The organism is Agromyces flavus (genome assembly GCF_900104685.1).
GTDB classification, from domain to species: domain Bacteria; phylum Actinomycetota; class Actinomycetes; order Actinomycetales; family Microbacteriaceae; genus Agromyces; species Agromyces flavus.
On record NZ_LT629755.1, the window covers coordinates 2,233,468 to 2,259,112 of the forward strand.

Annotated in this window: 25 protein-coding genes and 1 pseudogene; 10 read left to right on the forward strand and 16 right to left on the reverse strand. The window is 67.1% G+C overall.

From position 1 onward, the window contains the following. The first annotated feature begins 93 nt into the window (after positions 1 to 93). Positions 94 to 648 (forward strand): hypothetical protein, encoded by a 555-nt coding sequence (locus BLT99_RS10500; protein ID WP_092671979.1) that lies wholly within the window; start codon positions 94 to 96, stop codon positions 646 to 648. 118 nt (positions 649 to 766) lie between these two features. Here BLT99_RS10500 and BLT99_RS10505 read toward each other — a convergent pair whose 3' ends face one another. Then, positions 767 to 1,504 carry an MBL fold metallo-hydrolase gene (locus BLT99_RS10505; protein ID WP_157674978.1) on the reverse strand — a complete coding sequence of 246 codons (738 nt, stop codon included), beginning with the start codon at positions 1,502 to 1,504 and terminating at the stop codon, positions 767 to 769. A 218-nt stretch (positions 1,505 to 1,722) separates the two neighbouring features. Between BLT99_RS10505 and BLT99_RS10510 the strand changes: the two genes are divergently transcribed. Beyond that, the gene (locus BLT99_RS10510) at positions 1,723 to 2,262 is read left to right on the forward strand and encodes a flavodoxin domain-containing protein (RefSeq protein ID WP_092671985.1); all 540 of its coding nucleotides are present in this window, start codon (positions 1,723 to 1,725) and stop codon (positions 2,260 to 2,262) included. Between the two features lie 83 nt (positions 2,263 to 2,345). Here the strand turns inward: BLT99_RS10510 and BLT99_RS10515 are convergent, their stop codons facing one another. Then, on the reverse strand, positions 2,346 to 3,263 hold the full coding sequence (locus BLT99_RS10515) for an oxidoreductase (protein ID WP_092671987.1): 918 nt from the start codon (positions 3,261 to 3,263) through the stop codon (positions 2,346 to 2,348). A gap of 91 nt (positions 3,264 to 3,354) precedes the next feature. Between BLT99_RS10515 and BLT99_RS10520 the strand changes: the two genes are divergently transcribed. Together BLT99_RS10520 and BLT99_RS10525 are read left to right on the forward strand one after the other, a co-directional pair. Beyond that, on the forward strand, positions 3,355 to 3,897 hold the full coding sequence (locus tag BLT99_RS10520) for a TetR family transcriptional regulator (protein ID WP_157674979.1): 543 nt from the start codon (positions 3,355 to 3,357) through the stop codon (positions 3,895 to 3,897). 30 nt (positions 3,898 to 3,927) lie between these two features. After that, complete coding sequence (locus BLT99_RS10525; RefSeq protein WP_092671990.1) at positions 3,928 to 4,587, forward strand: class I SAM-dependent methyltransferase; 660 nt, start codon at positions 3,928 to 3,930, stop codon at positions 4,585 to 4,587. Positions 4,588 to 4,603: 16 nt separating this feature from the next. Here the strand turns inward: BLT99_RS10525 and BLT99_RS10530 are convergent, their stop codons facing one another. Then, the gene (locus BLT99_RS10530) at positions 4,604 to 5,476 is read right to left on the reverse strand and encodes a hypothetical protein (RefSeq protein WP_092671993.1); all 873 of its coding nucleotides are present in this window, start codon (positions 5,474 to 5,476) and stop codon (positions 4,604 to 4,606) included. Positions 5,477 to 5,581: 105 nt separating this feature from the next. Here BLT99_RS10530 and BLT99_RS10535 point away from each other — a divergent pair, with 105 nt between their 5' ends. Continuing rightward, complete coding sequence (locus BLT99_RS10535) at positions 5,582 to 5,842, forward strand: DUF4190 domain-containing protein (RefSeq protein WP_092671996.1); 261 nt, start codon at positions 5,582 to 5,584, stop codon at positions 5,840 to 5,842. A gap of 15 nt (positions 5,843 to 5,857) precedes the next feature. Here BLT99_RS10535 and BLT99_RS10540 read toward each other — a convergent pair whose 3' ends face one another. Then, positions 5,858 to 6,514 (reverse strand): hypothetical protein, encoded by a 657-nt coding sequence (locus BLT99_RS10540; protein WP_229724328.1) that lies wholly within the window; start codon positions 6,512 to 6,514, stop codon positions 5,858 to 5,860. A 103-nt stretch (positions 6,515 to 6,617) separates the two neighbouring features. After that, positions 6,618 to 7,193: a TetR/AcrR family transcriptional regulator gene (locus tag BLT99_RS10545; protein WP_092671999.1), complete on the reverse strand. Its 576-nt coding sequence runs from the start codon at positions 7,191 to 7,193 to the stop codon at positions 6,618 to 6,620. 204 nt (positions 7,194 to 7,397) lie between these two features. Here BLT99_RS10545 and BLT99_RS10550 point away from each other — a divergent pair, with 204 nt between their 5' ends. The 4 genes from BLT99_RS10550 to BLT99_RS10565 all read left to right on the forward strand — a co-directional run bounded on the left by BLT99_RS10550 (position 7,398) and on the right by BLT99_RS10565 (position 12,531). Next, entirely contained in the window at positions 7,398 to 8,708 is a 1,311-nt protein-coding gene (locus tag BLT99_RS10550; RefSeq protein ID WP_231945682.1) for a flavin monoamine oxidase family protein, read from the forward strand. 69 nt (positions 8,709 to 8,777) lie between these two features. Continuing rightward, positions 8,778 to 10,232: an APC family permease gene (locus BLT99_RS10555; RefSeq protein ID WP_092672005.1), complete on the forward strand. Its 1,455-nt coding sequence runs from the start codon at positions 8,778 to 8,780 to the stop codon at positions 10,230 to 10,232. Between the two features lie 40 nt (positions 10,233 to 10,272). Then, positions 10,273 to 11,082 carry a MoaF C-terminal domain-containing protein gene (locus BLT99_RS10560; protein WP_092672008.1) on the forward strand — a complete coding sequence of 270 codons (810 nt, stop codon included), beginning with the start codon at positions 10,273 to 10,275 and terminating at the stop codon, positions 11,080 to 11,082. 33 nt (positions 11,083 to 11,115) lie between these two features. Beyond that, positions 11,116 to 12,531, forward strand: coding sequence for an aldehyde dehydrogenase family protein (locus BLT99_RS10565; RefSeq protein ID WP_092672011.1), 1,416 nt, complete (start codon positions 11,116 to 11,118; stop codon positions 12,529 to 12,531). A gap of 241 nt (positions 12,532 to 12,772) precedes the next feature. Here the strand turns inward: BLT99_RS10565 and BLT99_RS17610 are convergent, their stop codons facing one another. The 11 genes and pseudogenes from BLT99_RS17610 to BLT99_RS18310 all read right to left on the reverse strand — a co-directional run. Next, positions 12,773 to 12,931, reverse strand: a complete 159-nt coding sequence (locus tag BLT99_RS17610) for a hypothetical protein (protein WP_157674980.1) — start codon at positions 12,929 to 12,931, stop codon at positions 12,773 to 12,775. Further along, positions 12,928 to 13,506 (reverse strand): helix-turn-helix domain-containing protein, encoded by a 579-nt coding sequence (locus BLT99_RS10570; RefSeq protein WP_092672014.1) that lies wholly within the window; start codon positions 13,504 to 13,506, stop codon positions 12,928 to 12,930. The genes BLT99_RS17610 and BLT99_RS10570 overlap by 4 nt, the downstream gene beginning before the upstream one ends. Before the next feature lie 176 nt (positions 13,507 to 13,682). Beyond that, positions 13,683 to 13,832 carry a hypothetical protein gene (locus BLT99_RS10575; protein WP_157674981.1) on the reverse strand — a complete coding sequence of 50 codons (150 nt, stop codon included), beginning with the start codon at positions 13,830 to 13,832 and terminating at the stop codon, positions 13,683 to 13,685. 163 nt (positions 13,833 to 13,995) lie between these two features. Beyond that, on the reverse strand, positions 13,996 to 15,564 hold the full coding sequence (locus BLT99_RS10580) for a patatin-like phospholipase family protein (RefSeq protein WP_092672020.1): 1,569 nt from the start codon (positions 15,562 to 15,564) through the stop codon (positions 13,996 to 13,998). A gap of 147 nt (positions 15,565 to 15,711) precedes the next feature. Further along, positions 15,712 to 18,327, reverse strand: a complete 2,616-nt coding sequence (locus tag BLT99_RS10585; protein ID WP_092672023.1) for an ATP-dependent Clp protease ATP-binding subunit — start codon at positions 18,325 to 18,327, stop codon at positions 15,712 to 15,714. Positions 18,328 to 18,721: 394 nt separating this feature from the next. Then, positions 18,722 to 21,016 (reverse strand): DGQHR domain-containing protein, encoded by a 2,295-nt coding sequence (locus BLT99_RS10590; RefSeq protein WP_092672026.1) that lies wholly within the window; start codon positions 21,014 to 21,016, stop codon positions 18,722 to 18,724. Then, positions 21,013 to 21,885: a DNA adenine methylase gene (locus tag BLT99_RS10595; RefSeq protein WP_092672029.1), complete on the reverse strand. Its 873-nt coding sequence runs from the start codon at positions 21,883 to 21,885 to the stop codon at positions 21,013 to 21,015. The genes BLT99_RS10590 and BLT99_RS10595 overlap by 4 nt, the downstream gene beginning before the upstream one ends. Before the next feature lie 875 nt (positions 21,886 to 22,760). Next, complete coding sequence (locus tag BLT99_RS17615) at positions 22,761 to 23,189, reverse strand: DUF6941 family protein (protein WP_371874196.1); 429 nt, start codon at positions 23,187 to 23,189, stop codon at positions 22,761 to 22,763. Further along, complete coding sequence (locus BLT99_RS17620) at positions 23,186 to 23,557, reverse strand: hypothetical protein (RefSeq protein ID WP_133988448.1); 372 nt, start codon at positions 23,555 to 23,557, stop codon at positions 23,186 to 23,188. Before BLT99_RS17620 ends, BLT99_RS17615 begins: the two co-directional genes overlap by 4 nt. Positions 23,558 to 24,264: 707 nt before the next feature. Beyond that, the gene (locus BLT99_RS18305; RefSeq protein WP_229724330.1) at positions 24,265 to 24,558 is read right to left on the reverse strand and encodes a hypothetical protein; all 294 of its coding nucleotides are present in this window, start codon (positions 24,556 to 24,558) and stop codon (positions 24,265 to 24,267) included. Further along, positions 24,559 to 24,840, reverse strand: a pseudogene (locus BLT99_RS18310) (hypothetical protein); the annotation flags it as partial. Between BLT99_RS18310 and BLT99_RS10605 the strand changes: the two are divergent. Further along, positions 24,721 to 25,629, forward strand: a complete 909-nt coding sequence (locus BLT99_RS10605; RefSeq protein WP_197675489.1) for an alpha/beta fold hydrolase — start codon at positions 24,721 to 24,723, stop codon at positions 25,627 to 25,629. The pseudogene BLT99_RS18310 and the gene BLT99_RS10605 sit on opposite strands and share 120 nt — an antisense overlap. Positions 25,630 to 25,645: the final 16 nt, after the last annotated feature.

Sequence of the window (25,645 nt, forward strand, 5' to 3'; positions counted from 1 at the left end):
GCAGATCGAACCGGTGAACGCCGGACTGAAGTCGACCACGAGCGCCATCTGCTCGTCGCGGGCCAGCGTGATCGTGCGCTCGGGGAAGTAGTCATGCGGATTCCCGACCTCGTCGTACACGTAGGCCTCGGACGGGCCCTCGCCGACGTGGATGTTCACGATCTCGGACTCGACTCCCGCACCCCGCCCCGACGTCATGCGGACGAGCGTGCCTCGCGAGATCGGGTCGCAGCGCTCGACCGAGGTGATGTCGGTGATGCGGACGGTGCCGGCCCGGTTGCCGGTGAGGTACAGCGTGACCCGCCGCGGCCCCGCGACGTCTCCGTGCTCGTTGTCCTCGAGCCATTCGACCTGCCCTTCTGGGGACAGGTCAGCCAGTTCGGCGAGCTCGATCGACGAGAGTTCAGCGGATGGCGCGAGCACGACGTCGTCCATTCGCGGCTCGGTGTCGACTCGCACGTCGACGGGTTCGCCCCGCGTGTCCAGGGCGGCCTGGAACCATCCGAAGCCCTGGCTCACCGCACCGGCGATGACGGTCGCGAGCGCCGCCGCGGCGACGCCGCCGACCCAGACTCCGGCTCGGCGCCAGGACGGCCCTCGCGGGTTCGTAGTCCCGCCGCTGTCGTTCGGCTGCGTCCGCACGCCTGATTCTCTGGACATGACCGCATCAGATCTCTCGGCTCGCGGTCGAGATTAGTTCTGAGATTTCCTCAGGTAATCAGGAGGCGCCCTGAGATCGACCGGCTCGTCCACCGGCAGCGCGCGCTCACCACGCCGTCCCGGCGCGCAACGCGGCGTCCACCATCGCATCGACCGACCCGATCCACGCCTCGCCGTGCCCCGGCACCACAACGCGTGATGAGGAGCCTCGAAGCTGTCCGAGCGTCTCACGTGCGCCGGCGAGGTCGTGATGGAAGACGGACGGCAGCAGCTGTGGCCCGGCGAGGTGCGACGTACCGTGGCGGGTCGCAAGGCAATCACCGACGACGAGTACGCCTTCGCCCTCGAAGTCGAACGCGGTGTGCCCGGTCGTGTGGCCCTCGACGAGGATGACGCGCGGATGCCCGGGCACGTCGGCCTCGCCATCCCGCATCGGGATCGCCGCGACATCCGGAACGCCGAGGGCGGGGTTCCGGTCGAGCAGGGGAAGGATGTCGAGGGCCCAGCGCAGCACACCGGGGCGCCACGCCTGACGCACCAGGTCGGCGACGCCGGCCTGCTCGACGACGTCGCGACGGACGTTCCGCACCTCCAAGGGGTGGGCGTACACGCGCGTTCCGAAGGTGGCGGCGAGCCACGCGGCACCGCCGAGGTGGTCGGCATGCCCGTGGGTGAGCAGGACCGCGGAGACGTCCTCGACGCGACAACCGATGATCTGCAGGGAGGCGACGAGCAGGTCGCGCTGCCCGACGTACCCCGCGTCGATGAGCGTGACCCCGTCGGGTCCGGCATAGATGGACCAGTTCACGTGCGGCGTGTGGACGAAGTGGAGGTGCTCGCTCACACGATCGACGCGGAATCCGCGTCGGCCCGGCCCAGCCTGCCCTGCATCGGCGCCCACCCAAGCCCCCTGCCGACCGGTCGGCCGCCACGACCGGCCGTCCGCCAAGGCTATCGACGCATTCGCCGACGAGCACTGTCATCCGGGAGTGACCTTCGTCACCGGCGTCCGCATCGCGCCGGCGTAGCGTTCCTGCCAGAGAGCGGGAGGGGGAGATTGCGATGAAGGTGCTGGTCGCCTACGCGAGCAAGTACGGCGCGACGGAGGGCATCGCGTTGCGGATCGGCGAGACCCTGAGTGCGCGCGGGATCGAGGTCGACGTCAGGAGGTGCAAGGACCTTGATGGGGCATCCGGCTACGACGCCTACATCGTCGGCTCCGCCGTCTACGAATTCAGCTGGCGCAAGGCCGCCAGGAAGTTCGTCGAGGACAACGCCGAGGTGCTGGCCTCGAAGCCGACGTGGCTGTTCGCAAGCGGGCCGCTCGGCGCCGAGGAGAAGGCCAAGGAGGGCAACGACGCCCTGACGGACTCGGCTCCGAAGCAGTTCGCGAAGTACGAGGAACTCGTCCACCCGCGGGGCACGACGGTGTTCCGCGGCGCGTACGACCACGACAAGGTCAACCGCGGCGACCGGTTCGTCGCCTGGCTTCCGGGGGTCCGCGACCTCATGGACGAGGGCGACTTCCGCGAGTGGGACGTGATCGACGCGTGGGCGTCGGGAATCGCCGAGGAGTTGCAGGGCGCCGACGGCCGCACGTGAGCTGACGATTCGGCAGGGATGTCCGCCCCGAGTCCCGTGTCGGTGCGCCTCGGCCGCGCCGACACGGAACTCGGGATACCTGGCTAGGCTGCGGCGCGCTCCCTGCCGGCGACCGGGCTCGCCGTGGTGCTCGCTTCGTCGACGCGCGGGTTGGCCGACTCGGCGAACTCGGCCTTCGTCGGCGCGAAGATCCTTCGAATCAGGAGGTCGAAGACCCGGTCGGGCAGTACGCGCCGCAGCCCGACGATGAACTTCGCGCTCACGGGGGTCGCGTACCGGGTGCGGGGGCGCCGCGCCGTCACGGCATTGGCGATCGTCGCCGCCACCACGTGGGGCTCGCCCGCCCCGGCCGACTCGTCGGCCGCTTCGAGCGTGCGCACGAGCGCCCGCGCCTGCGCGGCGTAGGCCGTCGTCCCCGAGCGCTCCATGGCGCTGCGCCTCGAGATGCCGTTCCATTCGGTGCGGATGGCGCCGGGCTGGATGACCACGACACGGACGCCGTGCGGCTCGAGCTCGACGCGGAGCGAGTCGCTCAGGCCTTCGACCGCGAACTTCGTCGCGTGGTACCAAGCGCCGAGGGGTTCGTAGATCCGCCCGCCGATCGAGGAGATGTTCACGATCGTGCCCGAGCGGCGCTCACGCATCCCGGGCAGCACGAGCTGGGTGATGCCCGCCAGGCCGAACACGTTGACCTCGAACTGGCGCCGCGCCTCGTCGATCGGCACGTCCTCGAGCGCGCCGTACGAGCCGTAGCCCGCGTTGTTGACGAGCACGTCGATGCGCCCCTGCTCGGCGAGGATGCGGTCGACGGCGGCGCGCACGGAGGTGTCATCCGTCACGTCCATGGCGATGGCGTGGCCGCCGGCGTCGACGATCGCCGACATCCGGGCGGCGCGCCGCGCCGCGCCGTAGACGATGAAGCCGCGACGCAGCAGCTCGAGGGCGGTCTGCTCACCGATGCCGGAGGAGGCACCAGTCACGAGGGCGACGCGTCGTTCCATGTCGAATTTCCTAACCAGTTGGTTACATTGGATGTCTCGAGTGAAGCACGTTCGCCTGAACTTTGCAACTAACCGGTTATATACTCACAGGATGGCACGCAACGCCGACCGCACTCGCGCCCGGATCCTCGAGGCCGCCACAGCCGAGTTCTCGGCGCGCGGCATCGCGGGCGCGCGGGTCGACCGCATCGCCGAGGCGGCGGAATGCAACAAGGCGCTGCTCTACTCGTACTTCGGCAACAAGGAGCAGCTCTTCGACGCCGTGTTCGCCGCGCTCGTCGCCCGGTTGGTCGCTGAAACCCCGATCGACGCAGAGCACCTCGACGCGTATGCGGGCGAACTCGTCGACGCATCGCTCGAGCGCCCCGAGCTCGTCCGCCTCGCCCTGTGGGACCGCCTCGAGCGCGGCGGCGCCGGCATGCGCTCCGCCGATCTCCTGGCGACGGATGCCGCGAAGATCACCGCCATCGCCGAAGCCCAGGCTTCCGGCACGATCTCGAGCCGGTTCTCCCCCACCGAAGTCCTCGCCCTTGTGCAGGTGCTCTCGTCGATCGTGCCGGTCATGCTTGACGAGGCGCCGGATGCGCGGGTCCGGGAAGTGGTGACGACCGCGGTCGCCCGCCTCCTGAATTGAAGGACACGAACATCGGAACGAGGACGATCGATGCACCGACACGAACCCGCGCCCTGGGACGGCGATGACACGGCGGCGGCGAAGTTCGAGCCGCCGGCCTGGGATGACCGGTACTCGGGCGCTGGGCCGGTGTGGAGCGGTCATCCGAATCCCCAGCTGGTCGCCGAGGTCGCGAGGCTGACCCCCGGCGCGGCGCTCGACGTGGGCTGCGGGGAAGGCGGGGACGTGATCTGGCTGGCCCGGCAGGGATGGCGCGTGACCGGCGCCGACTTCTCGGCCAACGGCCTCGCGCGCGCTGCCCGGCACGCCGAGGAGTCCGGCGTTGCCGACCGCACCGAATGGTGGCGGGTCGATGCCCGCGAGTTCGACGCCGCGGGCCGGTCGTTCGACCTCGTGACGACGCACTACCTCCACCCGCCCGGCGGCGGAATGCGCGACGTGACGCGGCGGCTCACGGCGGCCGTGGCGCCGGGCGGTCACCTGCTGGTGGTCGGCCACGCTCCATCCGAGGCGCACGAGCACCTGACCTCGAGTCATCGCGACGCGACCTGGCGCGCCGTCGACCTCCTGCCCGCGCTGCCCGACGACTTCGAAGCCCTCATCGTCGAGCAGCGTCCCCGCTCAGTGGTCCGCGACGGCCGCACGGTCGAGGTCGAGGACTCGACACTGCTCGCGCGTCGAGCCGGCTGACCGCACGAGGCGGACGTCAACCGCCGACGCAGTTCGGATCGCCGGGACCGTAGCAGCTCCCGCCTCCGCCGCCGCCGTCGTCGCCGGGCGCGGGCGGCGGCGGAGGGATGAAGCGGTCGGCGGGAACGGGCACGGCGAGCGCGACGACCACACCCAGGCATCCGACGATGCACGCAGTGACGATAAGGGCGCGCCGACGGCTGATCGCGGCGAACACGATCGCGCCCACGAGGGCGCCGAGCGTGAGCGCAGCCGTGACGACGTACCGGTCCTCGTCAGCCGGCGTGACGACCGGCTGCGAGCCGAACAGCGTGAAGTACGTCTCGAAGGCTTGCCAGAGGAGCACGAGCGTGAGCAGTCCGCCGACCGCGAGCAGCCCGCCGGCGATACTCGCGGACCTCTGGCGTTCGTGACTGACGAACGCCGCGGTGAACACGAGCCCGAGCGCGACGACGGCCATGAGGATGCCGGCGTCGATCCATCCGACGGCATTGCCCAGTATCCCGACGATTCCGGCGGATGCGAGGTTCGGGATGCCGCGCACCAGGGAGACCAAGAACACGGCGACCGGCACGGCCAGCAGGATCAGCGCCCATCGTCCGGAGCGGCGCATCCCCCGAAGCCCGAGCTGCACGGCTGCGGTGAGGCCGATCCAGACGAGCAGGTTGGGATCGGCGACCAGGGCGAGAAGCGGCAGCAGCGCGTCGAACGAACCGAACTCGTACGACGAGACGAGGAGCAGCAGCACGCCTACCAGGCGAAGCACGACGACGGAAGCCACGAGCACGAGCGTCTCGGTGGCACGGCCTCGCAGTTCGAACGCGGGGTGGTCTTCGGCGATCGGAGGGTGGGCGCCGGCGTCGTGGGCGTTGGACAGGGCTTCGCTCATCCGCCCAGCCTCTCCGGGGCATGCGGCTCGCACCACCGGGCTGGCCCTGAGCGCGCCGGGCCCAACGACCCTGCCGCATCCGCGGGCCGCGGCTAGCCTCCCGCCATGACTGCTCCCGCAACCCCGCAGACCGACAAGTGGAACGTCTGGGCGATCGTCGCCATCATCACGGTGTGGTTCACGGTGATCCTCGGCCTGATCTTCGGACACATCGCGCTCTCGCAGATCAAGCGCACCGGCGAACGCGGCCGCGGCCTCGCCCTGACGGCGGTGATTGTCGGCTGGCTCGCCGTGGTGGCGGGTGCCCTCACCGCGATGTTCATCCTGATCTTCGGCGGCTTGGCCATCTCGAACAACGGCGGCTGACGCCGCGGCACCGCGTCACCACAGGGCCGGGAACGTCAGCATCGCGACGAACCCGATCACCGCGATGACGCCGGCCAGCCCGAGCAGCACCCACGCGGCGACGTGGCGGATGTCGCGCTGCGCCATCGCCGTCAGGAAGAGCACCAGCGCGAACAACACGGTCAGCAGCGAGTAGTCGTCGCCGCGCTCGTTGAACTCCACGCCCTCGGCCGCGCGTGCGTCGGCGTAGGCCGTGCGTTCGGCGCTCTCCTCCGTGCCGGGAGGCACGTACTCGTCCATGGCGAAGGGACTCGGCGCCGCTTCCTCGTCGGCTTGCCAGGCGTCGAACGCCACGCGGAAGTGCGGTGTGAACCGAGCCGCGATCTCATCGGCGAGGGCGGTCTCGCCCCGAGCCGTCGCGGTGACCCATTCGGCGAAGATGACCAGGTCGGCCACTCGGGCCTCACGGGCCTCGCCGTCGGCATCGGCGGCCTCGACTCGAGCGGCGGATGCCTCGGCGAACGCGATCGACTGCTCGCCACTCCACTGCGAGGCCTGGAAGCCGCACCAGGCGGTGAGGACGGCGGTCACCGACAACATCGCCACCGCGACGATCTCGATGAACGGCCGATGCCGCCACCGCGAGACGCGCGTCTGCTCCGCGGCATCCGGGTCGGCCGCCTCATCCGTCATCCGTAACCCCTCCGTCGCGAGTCCGACACGGGTCGCTGCTCACAATGGCATACGCCGGCAGCACGCGACCACCTGCCGCGGCTGAGCGCGACGGCGCCGCCGGTCAGCCGCGCGGTCCGGCAGCGATCACCGCACCGAGCGCTTCGACCGCCTCGGCGAGCTGGTCGGCGGTGATGGCCCGACCCAGGTACTGGAGCACGAGCCCGTCGAGTGCCGCGAACATCGCCCGGTGGAAGCCCGCGCTGCCGGCCGGCTCGGGGTCGGATCGGCCGTGTGCAAGCTCCTCGACATACCGCTGGTAGAGCCTGCGCACGGCCGGCTGCAAGTCGGAGCGACGACTCGATTCGAGGACCATCTCGAACTGGAAGACCTGCAGCGCGGGCTCGGACAGCACGTTCTCGATCAGGGCGGCCCGGAAGGACTCGGGTTCGCGGGCATACGCGCCGAGGTCGGCCAGGCCGATCGACCGCTCCATCGACCACTCGAGCGTCGCGGCGAGGAGCCGGTCGCGTGTGCCGAAGTGGTGCGCGATGAGGGTGTTGTTGACGCCGGCCTCATCGGCGACCGCCCGGAACGTCATGCCCCGCAACCCCTTCGCCGCAACCACTCGAACCGTCGCCGCGAGCAGCGCCTCCTTGCCGTCGCCGTGGTTCAGGGGGCGCCGCGGCGGGTCGGTCATGCGCTCCAGTGTAGGCACCGGCGCATCGGTCGTCCGCGAATTGCTTGACGCTGAACTGAGCATGTGCTTAGCTTACCGGCACCAATACTCAGCAACTGCTTAGTCCGGCTCTGCGCGGCTCGAGTGGAAGCTCCCGTGAAGGAAACGATGATGTCTCTGCACACGCCTAACCGTGTCTCGCCCCCTCGTCGGACCGACGCCGACGTGCTCGTCCTCGGTGCCGGCTTCGCCGGCCTCACGGCCGCTCGCGAACTCGCCCAGCGCGGTCTCTCGGTGCGTGTCCTCGAAGCGCGCGACCGCATCGGCGGTCGCACCTGGTACGCCGACGGCCTCGGCCGCGGGCTGGAGTTCGGCGGCACGTGGGTGCACTGGACCCAGCCCTACGTCTGGGCCGAGCTCGCCCGCTACGGGATCGGGACCGTTCCGAGCCCGGCTCCAGCAGTCGCCCACTGGTGGGAGGCGGGCGCACCACGGTCGGGCGACCCGGATGAGCTGCTCGGCCTCCTCGACGAGCCGAACCGGCGTCTCACGGCGGACGCCCGGCGCGTCTTCCCGACGCCGTTCCAGCCGCTCGAGCAACGAGAGCTCGTCGAGTCGACAGACCAGGAGACGATCGCCGATCGGATCGCCACCCTCGACCTCCCGGCCGCCGAACGGGCGCTCCTCGAGACGTTCTGGACGCTCAACGTGAACGGATCGATCAACGAGGCCGCATACACCCAGGCCCTGCGCTGGGTCGCGTTGACGAACGGCGACTGGGCCGTGAACTTCGAGGCGTGCGCGTCGTACAAGGTCGACGGCGGCACCGGGCGTCTCGCCCAGGCGATCGCCGAGGACTCGGACGCCGAGTTCCGCTTCGGCGCCGTCGTCGAGGGTATCGAGCACGACGAGGGATCGGTGAGCGTGTACACCGACGACGGCGACGTGCACACGGCACGAACCGCGATCGTCACGTTCCCGCTCGCGGCGCTGTCGCCGATCCGCGTCACGCCCGAGCTTCCCCGCGCCATGCGCCAGGCGGCGACCGAAGGCCAGGCCGGCCTCGGAACCAAGGTGTGGTTCCGCCTCGAGGGCGTCAGCGAACCGTTCGTCGCGTTCGGCGAGAAGCACTGGCCGCTCAACTTCTTCCAGGGCGAGTACCCCGACGGGGACGGCATCATCGTCATCGGCTTCGGGCCCGACGCTGGTGCGATCGACCCGACCGACGCTCGCGCCATCGAGGCGGTCATCGGACGCCTCATCCCCGGCGCCCGGGTCAGCGCAGTCGCGGCACACGACTGGGTCGCCGACCCGTTCGCGGGCGAGACCTGGCCGATGCACCGGCCCGGCTACCTCACGCGGGCGCTGCCCGAGTTCCACGCCGGTGCCGGCCGCCTCCGGTTCGCCGGAGCCGACTACGCCCACGGCTGGGGCGGCTTCATCGACGGCGCCATCGAGAGCGGCCTCATCGAAGCGCGCCGCATCCTCGCCGAGCACGCCCGATCCGGCATCCGTCTCCTCGCCGCCAGCGCCTGAGCGCCGGCCACCCGCACCCGCGGGCACCTCACCCACCAGAGCACCGCTCGAAGTCCAAAGGAGGACCTCATGAGCACCACCACAACACCAGAGCCGGTCGAGACCCAAACTGAGACCGTGCACGGCACGACCCTCAAGTCCAACAGCCTCGGCTTCATCGGCATCGCGTTTTTCGTCGTCGCTGCGGCCGCACCGATGGCCGCCTTCGTCGGCGCCGGACCGGTGCTGTTCTCGATCATGGGACCGGGCGTCCCGCTCGTCTACGTCCTCGTCGCGCTCGTCATCGCCCTGTTCGCGGTCGGCTACCTGAAGATGAGCCGTCACATCGTGCACGCCGGCGGCTTCGTCGCGTACATCGCCCGTGGCCTCGGCCGGCACGCCGCCACGGGCGCGGCGGGGATCGTCATCGTCACCTACATCGCGCTGCAGGTGGGCTTCTGGGCGCAGTTCGGCGTGTTCGCGCAGCAGCTGGCAGCCGGATGGCTCGGCCTCGACCTGCCCGTCTGGGTCTGGGCGCTCGCCTTCATCGTGCTCACCACGGCCCTCGCGATGCGAGGCGTCGACCTCAACCTCAGGGTCCTCGGCCTGCTGCTCGTGGCCGAGATCGCGGTCGTCGCCATCCTCGTCGTCGGCATCATGATCGGCGCGGCCGGCAACCCGCCGTCGCTCGAGAGCTTCAGCCCGTCGCAGCTCGCGAACCCGGGCTTCGGCGTCGCGGTGCTGTTCGTCTTCGCGTGCTTCACGACCTTCGAGGCCACGACGGTCTTCAGCGAGGAGGCTCGCAACCCGCGTCGCACCATCCCCCTCGCCCTGTATTCGGTCGTGCTGTTCGTCGCGATCTTCTACACGGTCGCGACCTGGGCCGTCAGCTATGCGGTCGGTCCCGACCAGGTGCAGCAGGCGGCGGCCGACGACCTCGCCGGGCTCATCTTCGGCCTCGCGGCGACGTACGTCGGCCCGTGGCTGGATGTCACGATGCAGGTGCTCGTCGTGTCGAGCTTCATCGCGATGCTCATCGGCATGCAGAACATGTTCGCCAGGTACGGGTTCGCCCTCGCCCGCGCGGGCGTGCTGCCCTCGCCGCTGTCGCGCGTCAGCCGGCGCTCGCACGCGCCGTACGCGGCGGCGCTCGCGAACGGCGTCGTCGTCGCGGTCATCGTGCTCGCCTTCCTGCTCGCCGGCGCCGACCCGATCGAGGTCGTCTATGCCTGGTTCGTCGCGCTCGGCACGGTCGGCTTCATCGTCATGATGGCCCTCGCGTCGCTCGCGATCGTCGTCTTCTTCCTCCGCGAGAAGGTCGAGCGCGGCTTCTGGACGACGAAGGTCGCGCCCGCGGCATCCCTCGTCCTCGTCGTCGCGGTGCTGGTGATCGCGCTGCAGAACTACGACGCGATGCTCTTCAGCGAGGGCGCCACCGCCAAGCTCCTGCTCTGGTTCATCCCCATCGCATTCGCCCTCGGCGCCCTCCTCCCCACGGTCAAGAAGGACATCGACTACGAGTCGGTCGTCACGGCCGTCGCCTGATCCCCGATCCGCATCCGATCCGCACCTGAAAGGCCTCATCATGAGCAACTCCACCCCCACTCCGATCGAGCAGGACTACGTCCCCGTCGAGGAATGGCCCGACGTCACCGCCATGCTCGAGGGCTTCGGCGAGCCGAGCCTCGATGCGACCGACGACCTCGAGGGCTCGAGCTTCGACATCCGCTTCGACAACGGGTGGACCATCGCGCACCGCTTCGTGGGCGGCGCCGTCACCTGGACGATCGTCGAGGGCGACGGCACCGGGATGACCGGCACCCACCCCTATCGCGCCGTCGAGGCGCGCCCCGGCCTGTACTTCATCGACTTCATCAAGGGCGAGGGGGCGCACGCGAGCGATGTCTCGATGGTGCTCGACCGGAACGACGGTCGCGTCACGGTCGCCGACTCGAGTTTCGTCGACCGGCAGGGCGCGGTCCGCATGCATACCGAGGTGCTCACCGGTCGCGTGGCCGGCACGGGCGAGATCCAACCGCTGCGGCGGTCGAACGCGCTCGTGGGCAAGCGGATCTACTACCGCTACAGCCCGAGCGAGCACTACGAGCACATCTACCTCAACAACGGCACGTTCGTCTGGCACTGCATCCGCGGCGCCGAGCAGGGCCTCGCCGACGTCGACCCGGCGACGGTGTACGAGCTCGGCGACGGCATCGTGATGCTGCATTGGAGCGAGTCCGTCATGCCGGTCGAGTCGTTCCTCGTCGTCGACCTCGTGAACGAGCGGTCGATCGGCCGCATGTTCTGCTGGGACGGACCCACCCTCGCGCCGGTGCACCTGCCGTTCGACAGCCGCTTCACGGTCCTCAACGAGACCGCCCACCCCACCGACTGACCCACGAGTCGAACGACGATTCCGGAGGAACCCATGTCCACCACGCAGCCCACCACGATCCTCGAGGCGATCGCCGCCGACGAGACAACCGGCCTTCCGATTCCGGATGCCGCGACCCGCGAGACCATCGGCTACGCCCCGGTGCACTCCCTCGCCGACCTCGACGCGGCCGTTGCCGCCGCCCGCTCCGCGCAGCCCGCGTGGGCCGCGCTCGGACACGGCGAGCGCAGCGCCATCCTGAACGCCATCGCCGACGAGATCGAGGCGAACGCCGAGGAGCTCGCCGTGCTGCTCTCGCGCGAGCAGGGCAAGCCGCTCGACGGGCCGAACGCCCGCTTCGAGGTCGGCGCCTGCGCCGCGTGGACCCGGAATGCCGCGGACACGGCGTTCGAGCCCGAGGTGGTGTTCGAGGACGGCAGCGCCCGGGCGGAGCTGCACTACGAGCCGCTCGGGGTGGTCGGCGCGATCGGACCATGGAACTGGCCGATGATGATCTCGGTCTGGCAGATCGCGCCGTCGCTGCGTATGGGCAACACGGTCGTCGTGAAGCCGAGCGAGTACACGCCGCTGTCGGTGCTCGCGCTCGCGGAGGTGTTCAACCGCCACCTGCCACAGGGAGTGCTCACGGTGGTCGCGGGCGACCGCGAGGTCGGCGCCGCGATCGCCGCCCACCCCGGGCTCGACAAGATCATGTTCACGGGGTCGACGGCGACCGGCCGCAAGATCGTGGAATCATCGGCGCAGAACCTGGCGCGGCTCACGCTCGAGCTCGGCGGCAACGACGCCGGCATCGTCCTTCCGGGCACGGATGTCGCGGCGATCGCCGATGACCTGTTCTGGGGCTGCTTCATCAACACCGGGCAGACGTGCGCGTCGCTGAAGCGGCTCTACGTGCACGACTCGGTCTACGACGAGGTCGTCGACACGCTCGCCGGGATCGCGCGGACCATGCCGATGGGCCGCGGCCTCGACGCGGGCAACGTGCTCGGCCCGCTGCAGAACGAGAAGCAGTACGACATCGTGCGCCGCCTCGTCGATGACGCCCGCGGCCGTGGCGCGCGGGTCGTGGCCGGCGGCGAGCCGGCGCCCGAGCTCGGTCCGCTGTTCTACCGCGCCACCGTCGTGGCCGACATCGACGACGGCGCGGCCCTCGTCGACGAGGAGCAGTTCGGTCCCGTCATCCCGGTGATCCGCTACTCCGACGTCGACGACGCGATCGCCCGGGCGAACGCCTCGGAACAGGGGCTCGGCGCCTCGGTGTGGTCGAGCGACGCCGACGCTGCGGTCGCGGTGGCGCGTCGCATCCAGGCCGGGACCGTGTGGATCAACCAGCACGGCGTCCTCAACCCGAACATCCCGTTCGGTGGCACGAAGGCCTCGGGCTACGGTCATGAGTTCGGCATCCACGGCCTCAAGGCGGTGTCGGCGCCGAAGGTGATCTCGCGCTGACGCGCGTGCCCGAACGCCCGGCCTCGAGGTGAGGCCGGGCGTTCGTGATGTGCGTGCTGTTCCGGTACGCGGCTGCGGGGGTGCTCACCGTGCCCGTAGGGTCATGGTCCGCGTACGTCGTCGTCGATCACGCTCTGCGCGACCAGCGGCGTTCAGCCACCCGGAGGGGAGTCCGAGATCGACCGCCATCTCGGCGACCACGGCTTCGATCTCGTCGGACGGCTCGATCACCGCATCGATGTCACGCGTGACCCCGCATCGCCGGGTCGTCCGGGAAGTGCAGGAGCATAGCCGCCCCGCCTGCGACGCGGATGGTGCCGCGAACGCCCCGCTCCTCGAGCCGCCGAATGAGCTTGTCGAGGAGGTCGCGGACCGCCTGCGCGTCGAACTCGCGTTTCATCGGGTCGACAGCGAGTTCTCGTCGATGAAGATGTTCAGGTCGCGCAGCCGCTGCGGGGTCGAGGTCTTGGCCTTTTCGCGGAGCGGCGCGAATCGGGAGACGTACCAGCGTCGGTTCAGCCGCTCCGGCGTCGCCCAGTCGGGACGCCGGCGCTCGGGGATGGCATCGCCGTACACCGCTCGAAACAGCTGCTCCCAGCGCGCGTCCTTGATCCGCGATGGCCGGCGCTCCAGTTCGGCATCGCTCAGTTGCTCGGCGTCATCGCGCACTACGGATGCCGCGTGCGTGATGAGTCGCAGCGCGTAGCTGCCGTCGCGATCGTCGAGCGCGTCGTTGACTTGATCGGTGACCGCCGCCGGGGCGTAGTCGGCGAACGCGGACGCAGGCGTCGTTCCGAGGTCCAGCCGCTGGCCGAGCGCGGCGAGCGCGCGCTCGAGGGTGTCGAGCCTGATGCGGCCGTCGCGCTCCGACCGTTCCATCTGCGAGATCGCGCCCGCGGTGACACCGAGACGCTCGGCGAGCTCGGCACCAGTGAGGCCGAGCTCCTGCCGGGTGGTGCGAATCAGGTCGGACATGCACTAATGATAGCTGTAACTGATCTTTATGCAATGGTCGCGAGCGGAGGGCGGCCGTATGCGACGAAGCCCGGCACCGTGATGATGCCGGGCCTTCCGGCAGAACGGGCGGTCGTTGCGGGTGTCGTCGGCGACCGACCCGCAACGACTGCCCGGACAGGGGCTCCCGGCGGGGGCTACGCTGCCGACGCCAGGTCGACTGTCGCGTTCGGCACGAATGCCACGAGAACCGCACCGTCGGCGGCATCCACTTTCACCGCTGCGCCGTCACCGTGGGCGCCGGTGACGAAGAGGTCGGCGATGCGGTCCAGGAACTCGGGCCGCATGGCCTCGCGCACCTTCCCCATCACGCGCCGGCGCACTTCATCCTGCGACGAGAACCCCGAGCCATCCGTCGACGCCACGAAGCCGAGCGCACCCGACGCGACGCGAGGAACTCCGAGCCGAGGTTCGAGGTCATGATGTCTACCGTGTTGCGGAAGTCGACACTTACTCCGGCCTGGACAGGCCAGCACCACGCAGGAGCGCGCTGAGGCGCCGATTCCGTTCGGTGAGCTCCCCCTCGGTGAACTCCGCGCATGCGCGGTTCAACCACTCGACGAGATCGCCATTGAGACCGAAGCGAAGGTCAAGGCGCGCGATTCCCTGAGTCGCACGCCCGATCGCGTCGCGGCCGCGCATCGCCAGGCACGCGTTCAGGTAGCCGCTCGCAACCACGAGCATGGCGGTGCTCCGCCGCACGGCCAGCAGCCCAGTTCGCACACCGGTGGTTGCGAGACGTGCACGTACGCACGCCCACTCCAGGCTCGTGAAGGCGACAGACGGGAACTCGACGGCGTTGTGGCGCCACTGGCGGAACGCCCCCGACCGCAGGGACACCGCGTTTTGGTTCCCGCCGTCGACCGCCGGTGCTCGTTCACTTGCGATCTCGTCGATTAAGGCGGGCACGCGCACGGTGGAAATGAGACCAGCGTCAGCGGTCACGGCATCAAGCTGAAGGTGCGACTCGTACATCACTCTGAGTGACCGGAGAGCGTGATAAACGACCCCCACCCCTGGAATCGTGACGAGGATCCCCACGAGTCCACTGAGCCGAGGAGTGGCACCCGAGGCATCGACGATCACGGATCGCTGTACACATCTCTCGCAGAGCCACGCGACTTGGTCTCGATGCACCTTGCAGTCGATCGCTGTCGACGAGATTCGAGCACGCGCGGCAGAAATGCCGACGATCGACTGAACCGCTTCATAGCGCCCCAATCCGTACTGCACGCCGAGGTTGCCCGTAACGCCTCCGTCGGCCAACCATGCCGCGCGAGTCCCGTCCGGCGTTGGTTGCCACGTCCAATCGGGGCCTCGATCAATTGGCGGCCTTCGCGGCCTGAATCTGGTCGGGGGGAAGGCGGGAGGGAAAGCGGTGGTAGCGCGCAGCACTTTCGCGACGCTGACATCGCGCGCGTCGAAGACCCCTCTGCGATCAGACGAGGCGAGACAGACGGCCGAACTGGATTCGAAGAACAGCGGGCCTGCGCTGCCGATGTCAGATGTCGCGAAGACGTGGAGTCGTTCCCAGTCCGTACCGAGCGTCTCCCCGAGGCGCTCCCGGCGACCGAAGGGCAGGAAGAACCAGTGCAGCCAAATGCGCGTGCTCAGTTGAAGGCCGATTGCGATCCACAAGAGAACGAGAGCCGCCAAGACCCAGCCCTTGGCCTCGGGACCCACCGCGCCGAGAAGCAGGATGGACGTGACTGCGGCCGACCCGATCGTCACCACCAACACCACGAGAACGAGAATCCAGGACCGGGCGCGATTGGTGAGAAGATCGAAGATCTTGCCAAGCTCGCTGGGCATATCGGATTCGCTCGGGCGGCGGGTCATCAACCACGCATTCACCAGTCCTCCGCCCGAAACGGAGACCACCCGCTTGACCGCCGGCCACGCACCCTCGCTCCCGATGAAGTAGATCACCCCGATTGCCGCGAGTGCAGCTCGGACTCCACCCCCCGACAAATACAGCGTCCAACGATGGCCGCGAGAAGCATCTCCCTCGATGAGCATGTCTCATTGTTCCGCGGCCAGCGTGCTCCAAACGTTCCCCACACGCCGCCGCGCAGAGAACGCCCGGCCCCAGCGATCGGGGTCGGGCGTTCTCCTGCGAGTGGTCTCGGTAGGCGCCGCCTTCGGTGGTGCTACTCGACCACCGGGTTAGGCGGCCATGTCGACGGTCGCGTTCGGCACGGATGCGACGACGAACGCGCCGTCCGCGGCATCCACTCGCACCGCCTCGCCGTCGCCGAGGGCGCCGGTGACGAAGAGGTCGGCGATGCGGTCGTCGATCTCGCGCTGGATCAGGCGCCGCAGCGGGCGGGCACCGTACTCGGGCTCGTAGCCGCGCTCCGCGAGGAGCGCCACCGCGGCATCCGTCACCTCGAAGCCGATCTCGCGAGCGGCCAGCCGGCGCTCGGTCGCACCCAGCATGAGGCGCACGATCGACGCGATCTCCGAGGCCGAGAGCTTCTGGAACAGCACGATCTCGTCGATGCGGTTCAGGAACTCCGGCCGCATGGCCTCGCGCACCTTGCCCATCACGCGCGCCTTCACGTCCTCCGAAGAGGAGAACCCCGAGCCATCCGTCGACGCCACGAAGCCGAGCGCACCCGACCGCGACGCGAGGAACTCCGAGCCGAGGTTCGAGGTCATGATGACCACCGTGTTGCGGAAGTCGACCGTGCGACCCTGGCCGTCGGTGAGGCGTCCGTCGTCGAGCACCTGCAGCAGCAGGTTGAACACGTCGGGGTGCGCCTTCTCGATCTCGTCGAACAGCACGATCGAGTACGGGTTGCGCCGCACGCGCTCGGTGAGCTGGCCGGCCTCGTCGTAGCCGACGTATCCGGGAGGGGCGCCGACGAGCCGCGACACGGTGTGCCGCTCGCCGAACTCGCTCATGTCGAAGCGAATGATCGCGCCCTCGTCGTCGAACAGCGACGACGCCAGCGCACGCGCCAGCTCGGTCTTGCCGACGCCGGTCGGACCCAAGAACAGGAACGAGCCGACGGGCCGCTTCGCGTCGCCCATGCCGGTGCGGTTGCGCCGCACCGAGCGGGCGACGGCGGTGACCGCGTCATCCTGCCCGATGACCCGGGCGTGCAGCTCGCCCTCGAGGTTCGCGAGGCGCTCGCGCTCGCCCTCGGTAACCCGATTGACCGGGATGCCGGTGGCCCGCGAGATCACGGCGGCGATCTGCGCCTCGTCGAGGGTCGTCGAGGCGGCGGTCGTGTCATCCGTCGATGAACCGGATGACACGGCACGACCCTGCGCGGCGGCCTTCTCGGTCGCCTCGTCGAGCCGCTCCTGCACCTTCGAGATCTCGTCGCGGATCCGCGACGCCTCCTCGTAGTGCTCGGCGCGGACGGCCGCGTTCTTGTCGGCCTCCAGCTCGGCCAGGCGGGAGATGAGCGCCGAGACGTCCACCTTCACGCCCAGCTTGAGGCGCAGGCGTGCGCCGGCCTGGTCGATGAGGTCGATGGCCTTGTCGGGCAGCACGCGGTCGGTGAGGTACCGGGCGCTGAGCTCGACGGCGGCGCGCAGCGCGTCGTCGGTGTAGGTGACGCCGTGGTGCTCCTCGTACGCGGGGCGGAGGCCCTGCAGGATGAGCACGGAGTCCTCGATCGACGGCTCGCCGACCTTCACCGGCTGGAACCGGCGCTCGAGCGCGGGGTCCTTCTCGATGGTGCGGTACTCCTTGAGCGTGGTCGCGCCCACGAGGTGCAGCTCGCCGCGCGCGAGGCGGGGCTTCAGGATGTTGCCCGCGTCCATGCCGCCCTCACCGGCACCACCGGCGCCGACGACCGTGTGCACCTCGTCGATGAAGACGATGAGCTCGCCCCGGTGCTCGGCGATCTCTTCCATGGTTTTGGTGAGGCGCTCCTCGAAGTCTCCGCGGTAGCGGGTGCCGGCGAGCATGCCGGGCAGGTCGAGCGCTACGACCCGCTTGCCGAGCAGCGCCTCGGGCACGTTCTCCTCGACGATCGCGCGGGCGAGGCCCTCGACGATCGCGGTCTTGCCGACGCCGGCCTCGCCGATCAGCACGGGGTTGTTCTTCGTGCGGCGGCTGAGGATCTCGATGGTCTGCTCGATCTCGTCGGCACGGCCGATCACGGGGTCGAGCTCGCCGTTCATGGCGCGCTTGGTGAGGTCGAGGCCGAACTTGTCGAGCATGGGGGTGGCGGATGCCGCGGCATCCGTCTGCTCGCCGTAACCGTCGTTCGCGGTGTCGGTGCCCTCGCCCTGAGCGGATGCCACGTGCTCGCCGAGCCCGGCCGCGAGCGCGTCGGCGGTGACGCCGGCGCGCGCGAGCACCTGCCCGGCGGGGGCGTCCTGCCCGAGCACGAGGGCGAAGAAGAGGTGCTCGGGGTCGATGTACGTCGACCCGCTCGACCGCGCGACCTGATACGCGTGGAACAGCGCGCGGCTCGCGCTGGGGGTGATCATGGCCGAATTGACGTCGGCGGTGTCGGATGCCGCGGGCAGCCGCGCCTCGGTCGCCGTGATGATGCGCTCGGGGCTCGCGCCGACGCGCGTGATCGCCTGCGCGACGGACTCGTCCTCGACGATGACGCGCAGGATGTGCAGTGCATCGAGCTCGGTCTGCCCGCGCTCGAGCGCGAAGCGTCCGGCGCGCTGCAGGATGCTCTGGGTGCGCGAGGTCAGGAACCGGCTGAGGTCGATCGACCGCGCCTGCCTGGCCTGCTCACCCGCGAGGTAGCGGGCGAGGAACTCGTCGAACGAGCTCGCGCCGGCCTCGTTGAAGTTGTCGGGCACCTAGGTCCTCCTGGGGAACTTGAGTTGGGTACGCTCAACTTCAACGCAGAGCAGCTGACGGTATTCCCGCCTTGTGTATCAGCGCATGGCCCGACGAAGATCCAATCTCCCGGAGCGCCTGACGTCGCACAAATCAGCAAGCTCCAAATCAGCGCGGGTCTGCGCCCTGCCCGCTAGCAAGCCGACATGCCCGCCATCACCATCCACCGCCAGAAATGTCCATTGGTCGGCGCCGACGCCACGGACGAACACTCGCGATGGTCGTTGCCACGCGTGCTTGAACACCGACGAACCTTACCGGTGCAGTCATCGCCCGCGCGGGACACCCTCGGCAACTGCCCCGGTTCAACACGGAACGACGAAGCAATCCAGCCAAGCATGGCGACCGGCGCAACTAGTCGTTCCGGCCAGTTCCGCCGAGATCAAAGTGGGAGTGCAAGGTCTGGAGAAAGGCATACTCCTCCTCAGTCACGGCCTCGCCGCCACTGTGGTGCGTCTTCTTCCGAACCTCGTTGAGCGTGACTACCCACGACAACTTGCTCTTCCATGCCCCGGCCTTTCGGTCGCTCGGCAAAGTGTAAGCCTCGTCATATATCTCGTCCCACAACGCCTTCGATCCCTGCTGCATGATGCTGTGATAGTCGATCAGGTAAAGACAATCCCACCAATCGACGGTGACACCCTCGGGTGCTTCGTACTGCTTTTCCGCACGGAGTGACTCTGCACGGGCATACACGGCTTTCGGCACACCGTCCTTGATCCATGTCCCGCGGAACCGGTCCTGGAGGCGCCGACGGATGTCCTGCTTCATGTGGTTCTCGATGTCGTTAATCATCGAATATGACTCTTGATTAAATTGCTTTTCCTGATTGGCTTTCCACTCGTCGAATCCATCAGGCATGAAACCGTCGACGCATTCGACCAGTGCGGCCTGAAACCGGCGAAGATATTTGGTCGGCCCACCACTGCCGAACCAACTCTTGAACTCTGCGATATCCTCAACTGAAAGGGGGGCAAGATGGTTGAGCAGCGGATCCAAAATCTCGCGCACCTGTGCGAATGTTTCCTTCGGGGTATTGACACGCGCATCTAGCTTCCCTTGGTCGGCGAGAAAGTCGACGATGTCACCGACGACCCGAAGCATCGCCTCGGTGCCGGGATTCGTGAAGACAAAACCCCCCTCGCCCTTGCCAGCGTTCCACTGAAGTGGCAAGCGATCGCGAGCGTGATCAAAACAGTACTCAAGAAATTCCGTAAGAGGTCTCAGAGTAGCTTCATTCGAGCCGCGATAGAAGGATCCGACCTTCTTCATCTCGCTGCTAGTGAACTCCCCAATGAAACGCCCGCGGTCTATCCCTCGGTTAATGGCGTCGAGAGTGATACATAGCCGATCGGTGCTCTTCTCCTCGCCAAGGATTACTCTTCCACGCAACGGGGAAGACTTTCGCTCACCGAGTTGCTGAGCGACCTTCAACTTCAGTGCTTGAGCCCGACGCCGCAGATCGATGCTCGTCCACTCGAGATCGGCCTTGAGAGTCAGCCGAAGGTTCTTGGGGACGGCTTGCTGGTTCTCGTTGATCTGCATGAACAATTCGAGCTGCTTGTCCCCGGGAAGGTCGACGAACGCCACAACAGGGAGCAACTCAGTGTTCGCGCGAGCGGAGTTGGCGAAGCCGTAGAGCCGATGTTGACCGTCGATAACATATGCAGATCTGTACTTTTGAGGTAGATGAAGAACACCAAGTCTGCTCTCGCCCGCTTGAGTTGTCGCACGCTCGAATCGAAGACCTCTCCGACCAGTCTCGATGTTGATGATGAGGGAATTGGGGAAGAAGCCACCGCGCCCGACAAATTCCGTGACGCGCTTCAAGCGCGACCTCTTGATGACTCGCTGGTATGTCGGCATCCACTGAGAGTTCGCGTTGTTCCGATGTAAGACGTACGCGAGCTTCAACAAGCGGTCAGGCTCGATAGCAAAGGAGTAGTAGGTGTGGCCACCCATCTTTCCTTGGATCGCAGCAACTGTTGCATCCATCGCCTGAATCTTGTCGCCCTGGAACAAATTCCCAAGGAACTGATACTTGGCAGCCACGCCCAGGTGATCAGCCAACTCGTGGTAGTAGGCGACGGACTCCTCATCAAGGTACGCGATGTCTGCATTTGAGATCCGTTCGCGAGTTTCCTCGCTCACGCCGATGTTGTTTGTCGCGAAGACAAATTTCACCTTGTGGTCCGGAAAGAGCTCGCGCAATTGGCGCGTAACTCCTTTCCGGTAGCCCTGGATACTTTCGATCTCCGTCTTGAAAGCATAAGTGGGAGCCTGATCCTTATCCGAGGACTTGCACTCAATTACCAGGACAACATCGTCGTCGGCAGCGAACACGTCGAGTTGCTTTGTCTCGTTGTCGGATTTCCCGTAACGAATCTTTAGTTCCCGTGTCCGATTCATTGAGGAGAAGCCGAGCCGAGCGCACATCGCCCAGACGCGATCTTCGAATGCCAGGCCGTGCGATTTCGGCCGCCGCATCCAGACCGCGCTCTTCAGCACCTTGTCAACCACCCAGCCGTTAGCCTCGTACTCACCTTGGCGCGCGAGGGGAACCTTCTCCCTGAGGTCTCTGGAAAGACGGCGGGCAGTCGCGGCCCGCAGTTGCGTAGCGGGCAGAAGGTCAAGTTCGACTGTGGTCACAGTTCCTCGATGTTCGTGAACAAATACTCCTCAGCACTCCCGCGTGCCGCCGCTTTGCCCGCGATAACGTTTCGACGCGAGACTGTAAGGCGTCGGCCGTGGGTAGAAAACAACTCGTCGATTGAGTGATGCGCAGCATTCGTCAAGATGTATCTTGCGCCGATTTCAACCAAGGTTCGAACTGATTCTGCCAGTCGTCTCTGATCATCAAAAGAAAACAAGTGCTGGTTGTACTTGACGAACCCGTTGTTGTTGTGGGCGACTGTATAAGGGGGATCTAGAAACACGAGGTCACCTTCACGGACGTCACCGAGGGCGCGCTCAAAGTCCGCCGCGTTCAGACGTGCACCCTTGAGACGTTCGCTGGCAGCGCGCAGTGCCGCGCGGTCAGGAATGTTTACCGACTTTCGATTTCCAAACGGAACGTTGTACTCGCCCCTTAGATTCACCCGGAAAATGCCGTTGAATGACGTGTGATTCAGGTAGATGAATCGCGCCGCACGATCGATCGCATCAACCGGTGATGCCGCGCGCGCAGCGTAGTAGTGATCCCGAGTGTTCTCATAACGCTCTAGCCGGTCGTGTATGTCCATAGGATGATCGCGAACTTCCCGATAGACCTCGATGAGATCGGTGTTTAGGTCTGAAAGGACGGCCTCCTCCAACCGGGGAAGTGCGAAAAAGACCGAACCTCCGCCAACGAAGGGCTCGTGGTACCGCTTGACCTCGATGCCAGAGGTTAGGCGAAGGATCTGCGGCACGAGCCACCTTTTGCCGCCCGCCCAGCGGAGGAACGGCGGGATCCTTTCGGCCGCGACGCTCCGTGCCCGTTCCGCGAGATCAACAGCGGTGTCGGTGCTCGCAGTCATTGGTCCCTACTCGTGGTTAGTGTCGAGGTACCCCACCCTACCCACGACCGCAGACGCACTTCGGCAGCACGCCGCGAGCACGGCGCGTCACAGTCGACATTCGATGATCAGCCGCTCGATCACGATATCCCGCTGGCCTACCGGCCGCTGGACCTCGTCCAATGATGAGCCTTCCTCGCTGACTCTTACCGTTCCGACAACGGCTGCCGCCCGTAATCGCAGAATGTCGTCTCGGTCATCTACGGCGAGCACCCCTTGTATCGGCTCATCTTTGAACCAATCATTCCGACTTGACGATCGCGTCCGCTCGATATCTTGCCGCGGACGCTAAACGACCAGGTCGCTTCCCTGTAACGATGGGACTGAAGGCGCGTCGATTTGACGCCCGAAGTAGTGGCGTACGTCACGAATGTCACACAACGTGCCGTCGACATCGAAGACAACAGCTTCTGGATCGACCACTATCCCCTCCTCATCCGGCGGCCCGTGGAGACGCTAGTTCACGGCCGACTAGTTGCCCGCCACGCCCGTCGCCGTGACAGTCCAACGCTTTGGGCTCGCGGACCGGCCATTCATGTTCCACCGCCATCACGTCGAAGATCGAGAAGACGTCTGCCGCCCTGATCGTCCGAAGCGAAACGGTGCCACACTCCTGCACAGGACTTCACGCAGGGATAGGCCCGAGTTCTGCGAGACCCGATCAGAGCCTCGTCACAGGAGGGTCATGAGGAGCGATTTATACCGGCAGGCGCCGCCACCGCTGGAACTGATTGGTGGAGTGACGCGCCTACGCGACGTCGACCACCATCGAGCAGTGGGCAAATCCGTTGTCGCCTAGCGACGTCCGCGGGCCTAAAAGCCCATCGCCCCGGAGCTCATGCCTGCGGCGTTTCGGGAGACAGTCCCGCCCAGAACGAGATCCGTGCGGCTTCTTTGCCATCCAGCAAAGCAGCTACATGGTAGCGACCAGGGCCTGGCAGCCCTAGGTTTGCCGCCTCAACAGCAAGCGGGATGGCCGCAGGTGCGTCAAGCGAGAGGACATCATTCGGCCCATAGTCTGCGCCAAACGAGATCTCACTCAGCAGCGACTCGCCACCGGCCTCCGCCTTCAACAAGCGAAGCACGATGTCTATGTGGCCTTCGTCTGCGACATTCTCCACTTCCACCATCGTTGCGATGTTGCACAAAAGTGGCGCCGGGAAGCTCTCCCGCTCAAGCCGGGTTATGCCGCCACCGAGCACGTGCAGGAGGCCCTCCCGTACCGATACGGCATCGCAGAGGGTAAGGACAGTGACGTGTCTCAACGGAATGCCACCGCCGAATTAGGCGCGGCCGCCGATCCGCGTGCAACTATTCGCCGAGATGCGGCGTCAATCTCTGCGCCTGCTCGACGTGAGCGTACAGCGGAACTTGAGTGAACCGGGTCGAGCCGAAAAGCCCGCTCGTTATAGAGACGATGACTTAGTGCTCGCCAGTTCAAGCGAAGATAAGCGATTCCAAGGTCCGTGCGCACGGACGCTACGAGCGCAGGAGCCGCCAACCGATCCTCGTTCTCGTACGCAATCGTCATCCGCCCGGGCTCAAGTGGTCCGCTGGCATCGCTGAGCAACGCGACGGTCAGCCCTTCCTCGTCGATATCGTTGAGGTCGATCTCAACGGTCGAAGTCTGCATCCCTAGCCCCTTCCTCTGAAACCGGGGTTGTCCCGTCTATCGTCCCGGAGCAATTCAGCGAGCCTGCTGAAGTCTGGCAACTCTGAGAGATCAGCCGTACCCACAAGGTAGTGAGCATCTGGCGGCTCGCTCAAGTGGAGTGCGTAGCCTTCCTGATTCAACGTACTCTCTGCGACCACTGCCACGCGCTCCCCTCCACAGAATCGTGACGCGTGTTCGCATATGCGCCGAACCGCATCGTCGAGCGACTCGCCAACGTCGACGTGCGTAGCGAACACCGAGACGCCACGCCTCGCGGGTCGTCCCTTCGCTTGATCGGACAGCGCCTGCTTGGCCGCACTCTTTTCTAGTCCCTCGCGAGTGAACGGCGCGAATCGAACGACGATCGCGGAGCCGTCGTTCAATGCCACCATCCCCCACACGATATAGCAGCGCCCTGTCGCTCCACCGGCGGCGAGTCCGAACTAGCAGGCTCGACGCACCGGGTACCCGGTGACCGTCGCGTGCACAGAGACCCATCAGAGCGCCCCGGCCGCCAGCGCCCGCACCGCGGCCCGCCGTCGAACACGAGCAGCCGTTCGGCGACCTTGTCGACGAAGAAGCGGTCGTGCGAGACCACGATGACCCCGCCCGGGAAGTGCATGAGCGCCCGCTCCATCACCTGGGTGGAGGTGATGTCGGTTGATTGGTGGGCTCGTCGAGCACGATCACCGCCGCGCCCGAGAGCAGGCTGGGCGATCGCGACGCGGCCGCGCTGGCCACCGGAGAGGGTGCCGATCTTCTGCTGCAGGCCGGCCTCCGAGAAACTGCAGCATCGACGGGAACCGGTTCACGTCCTTCTTCGTCGCCGTGAACGCGAGTGAGTCCGAGTAGGCGTTCACCGCGTGGCCGACGGTGTCGTCGAGATCCAGCTCGGCGTAGACCCGGTTGTACGAGACGAACCTGACGCCCTTCGCCCAACGGACGGTTCCGGCATCCGCTTCGGTCTCGCCGGTCAGCACGTCGAGCAGCGTCGACGTGCCCGACCCGTTCGAGCCGGGCGCCGCGACCCGGTCGCCGCTGCAAGCGACGAGAGCCCCCGCAACTCCGAACAGCGGGTCTGGCTGACGCGCACCATCCGCCGTACTATAAACGTAGTAAACCGCACCGACGAAGGAGTCGTCATGCGTACACCTGAACCTAACAGTCACTCGATCACCGCTCCGGCAGATCTCGCACCGCCTCTGCCCGAGGCATCCGGATTCGAGCACCTCATCGTCGAGACCCCGGGCCTGCGCACCCACGTCGCCACCGTGGGCGATGGTGAACCCGTCGTCATGCTCCACGGCTTCCCGCTGCACTGGTGGCAGTGGCATCAGGTCGCGCCGCTGATCGCCGAGCAGGGCTACCGCGTGATCTGTCCCGACCTTCGCGGTGCCGGTTGGACCGAAGCCGACGACTCCGGCATCGAGCGCGAGACGCGACTGCATGACCTGCTCGCGCTCTTCGAGGCGCTCGGCGTCGAACGTGCGCACCTCGTCAGTCACGACATGGGGGCGATCACCGCGATGCAGCTAGACTACGCCCACCCCGAACGCGTCGGGAGGGCGGTTCAGCTCTCGGTGCCGCCCGGATTCATCTCGTTCAGCCCCAGGCTCGTCGCCGCCTTCCGGCACATGCCGAAGCTGCTCTGGCATCGCCCCGGGAGCTCGCTCCGGGACGTGTGGGCCGATCAGTACAACGCGAGACGGACGCCGGAGCCGGAGGTCGACGCGCACCTCGCGCCCAAGCAGCGCCCCGCCATCGACCAGGCGGTCCGCGCGCTCTACCGGGGCATGGTGATCCCCGAGTCGATGCGGCTGAGCCGTGGCGTGTATAAGCGGATGCGCCTGACTGTCCCGACGCTCTTCGCCTTCGGCCGGGTCGACACCAGGTTCGACGAGGAGCTCATCCGCCGCCTCTGCGCGAACCCCGAGCGATTCGCCGACGACGTCGAGTTCGCGTTCGTCGACGACGGGGGCAAGCTCCTCCCCGCCGAGGCTCCCGACGCGGTCGCGAACCTCACGCTCGACTGGATCCGGCGAGCCGACTGAGCTCGGCCCGGCGACC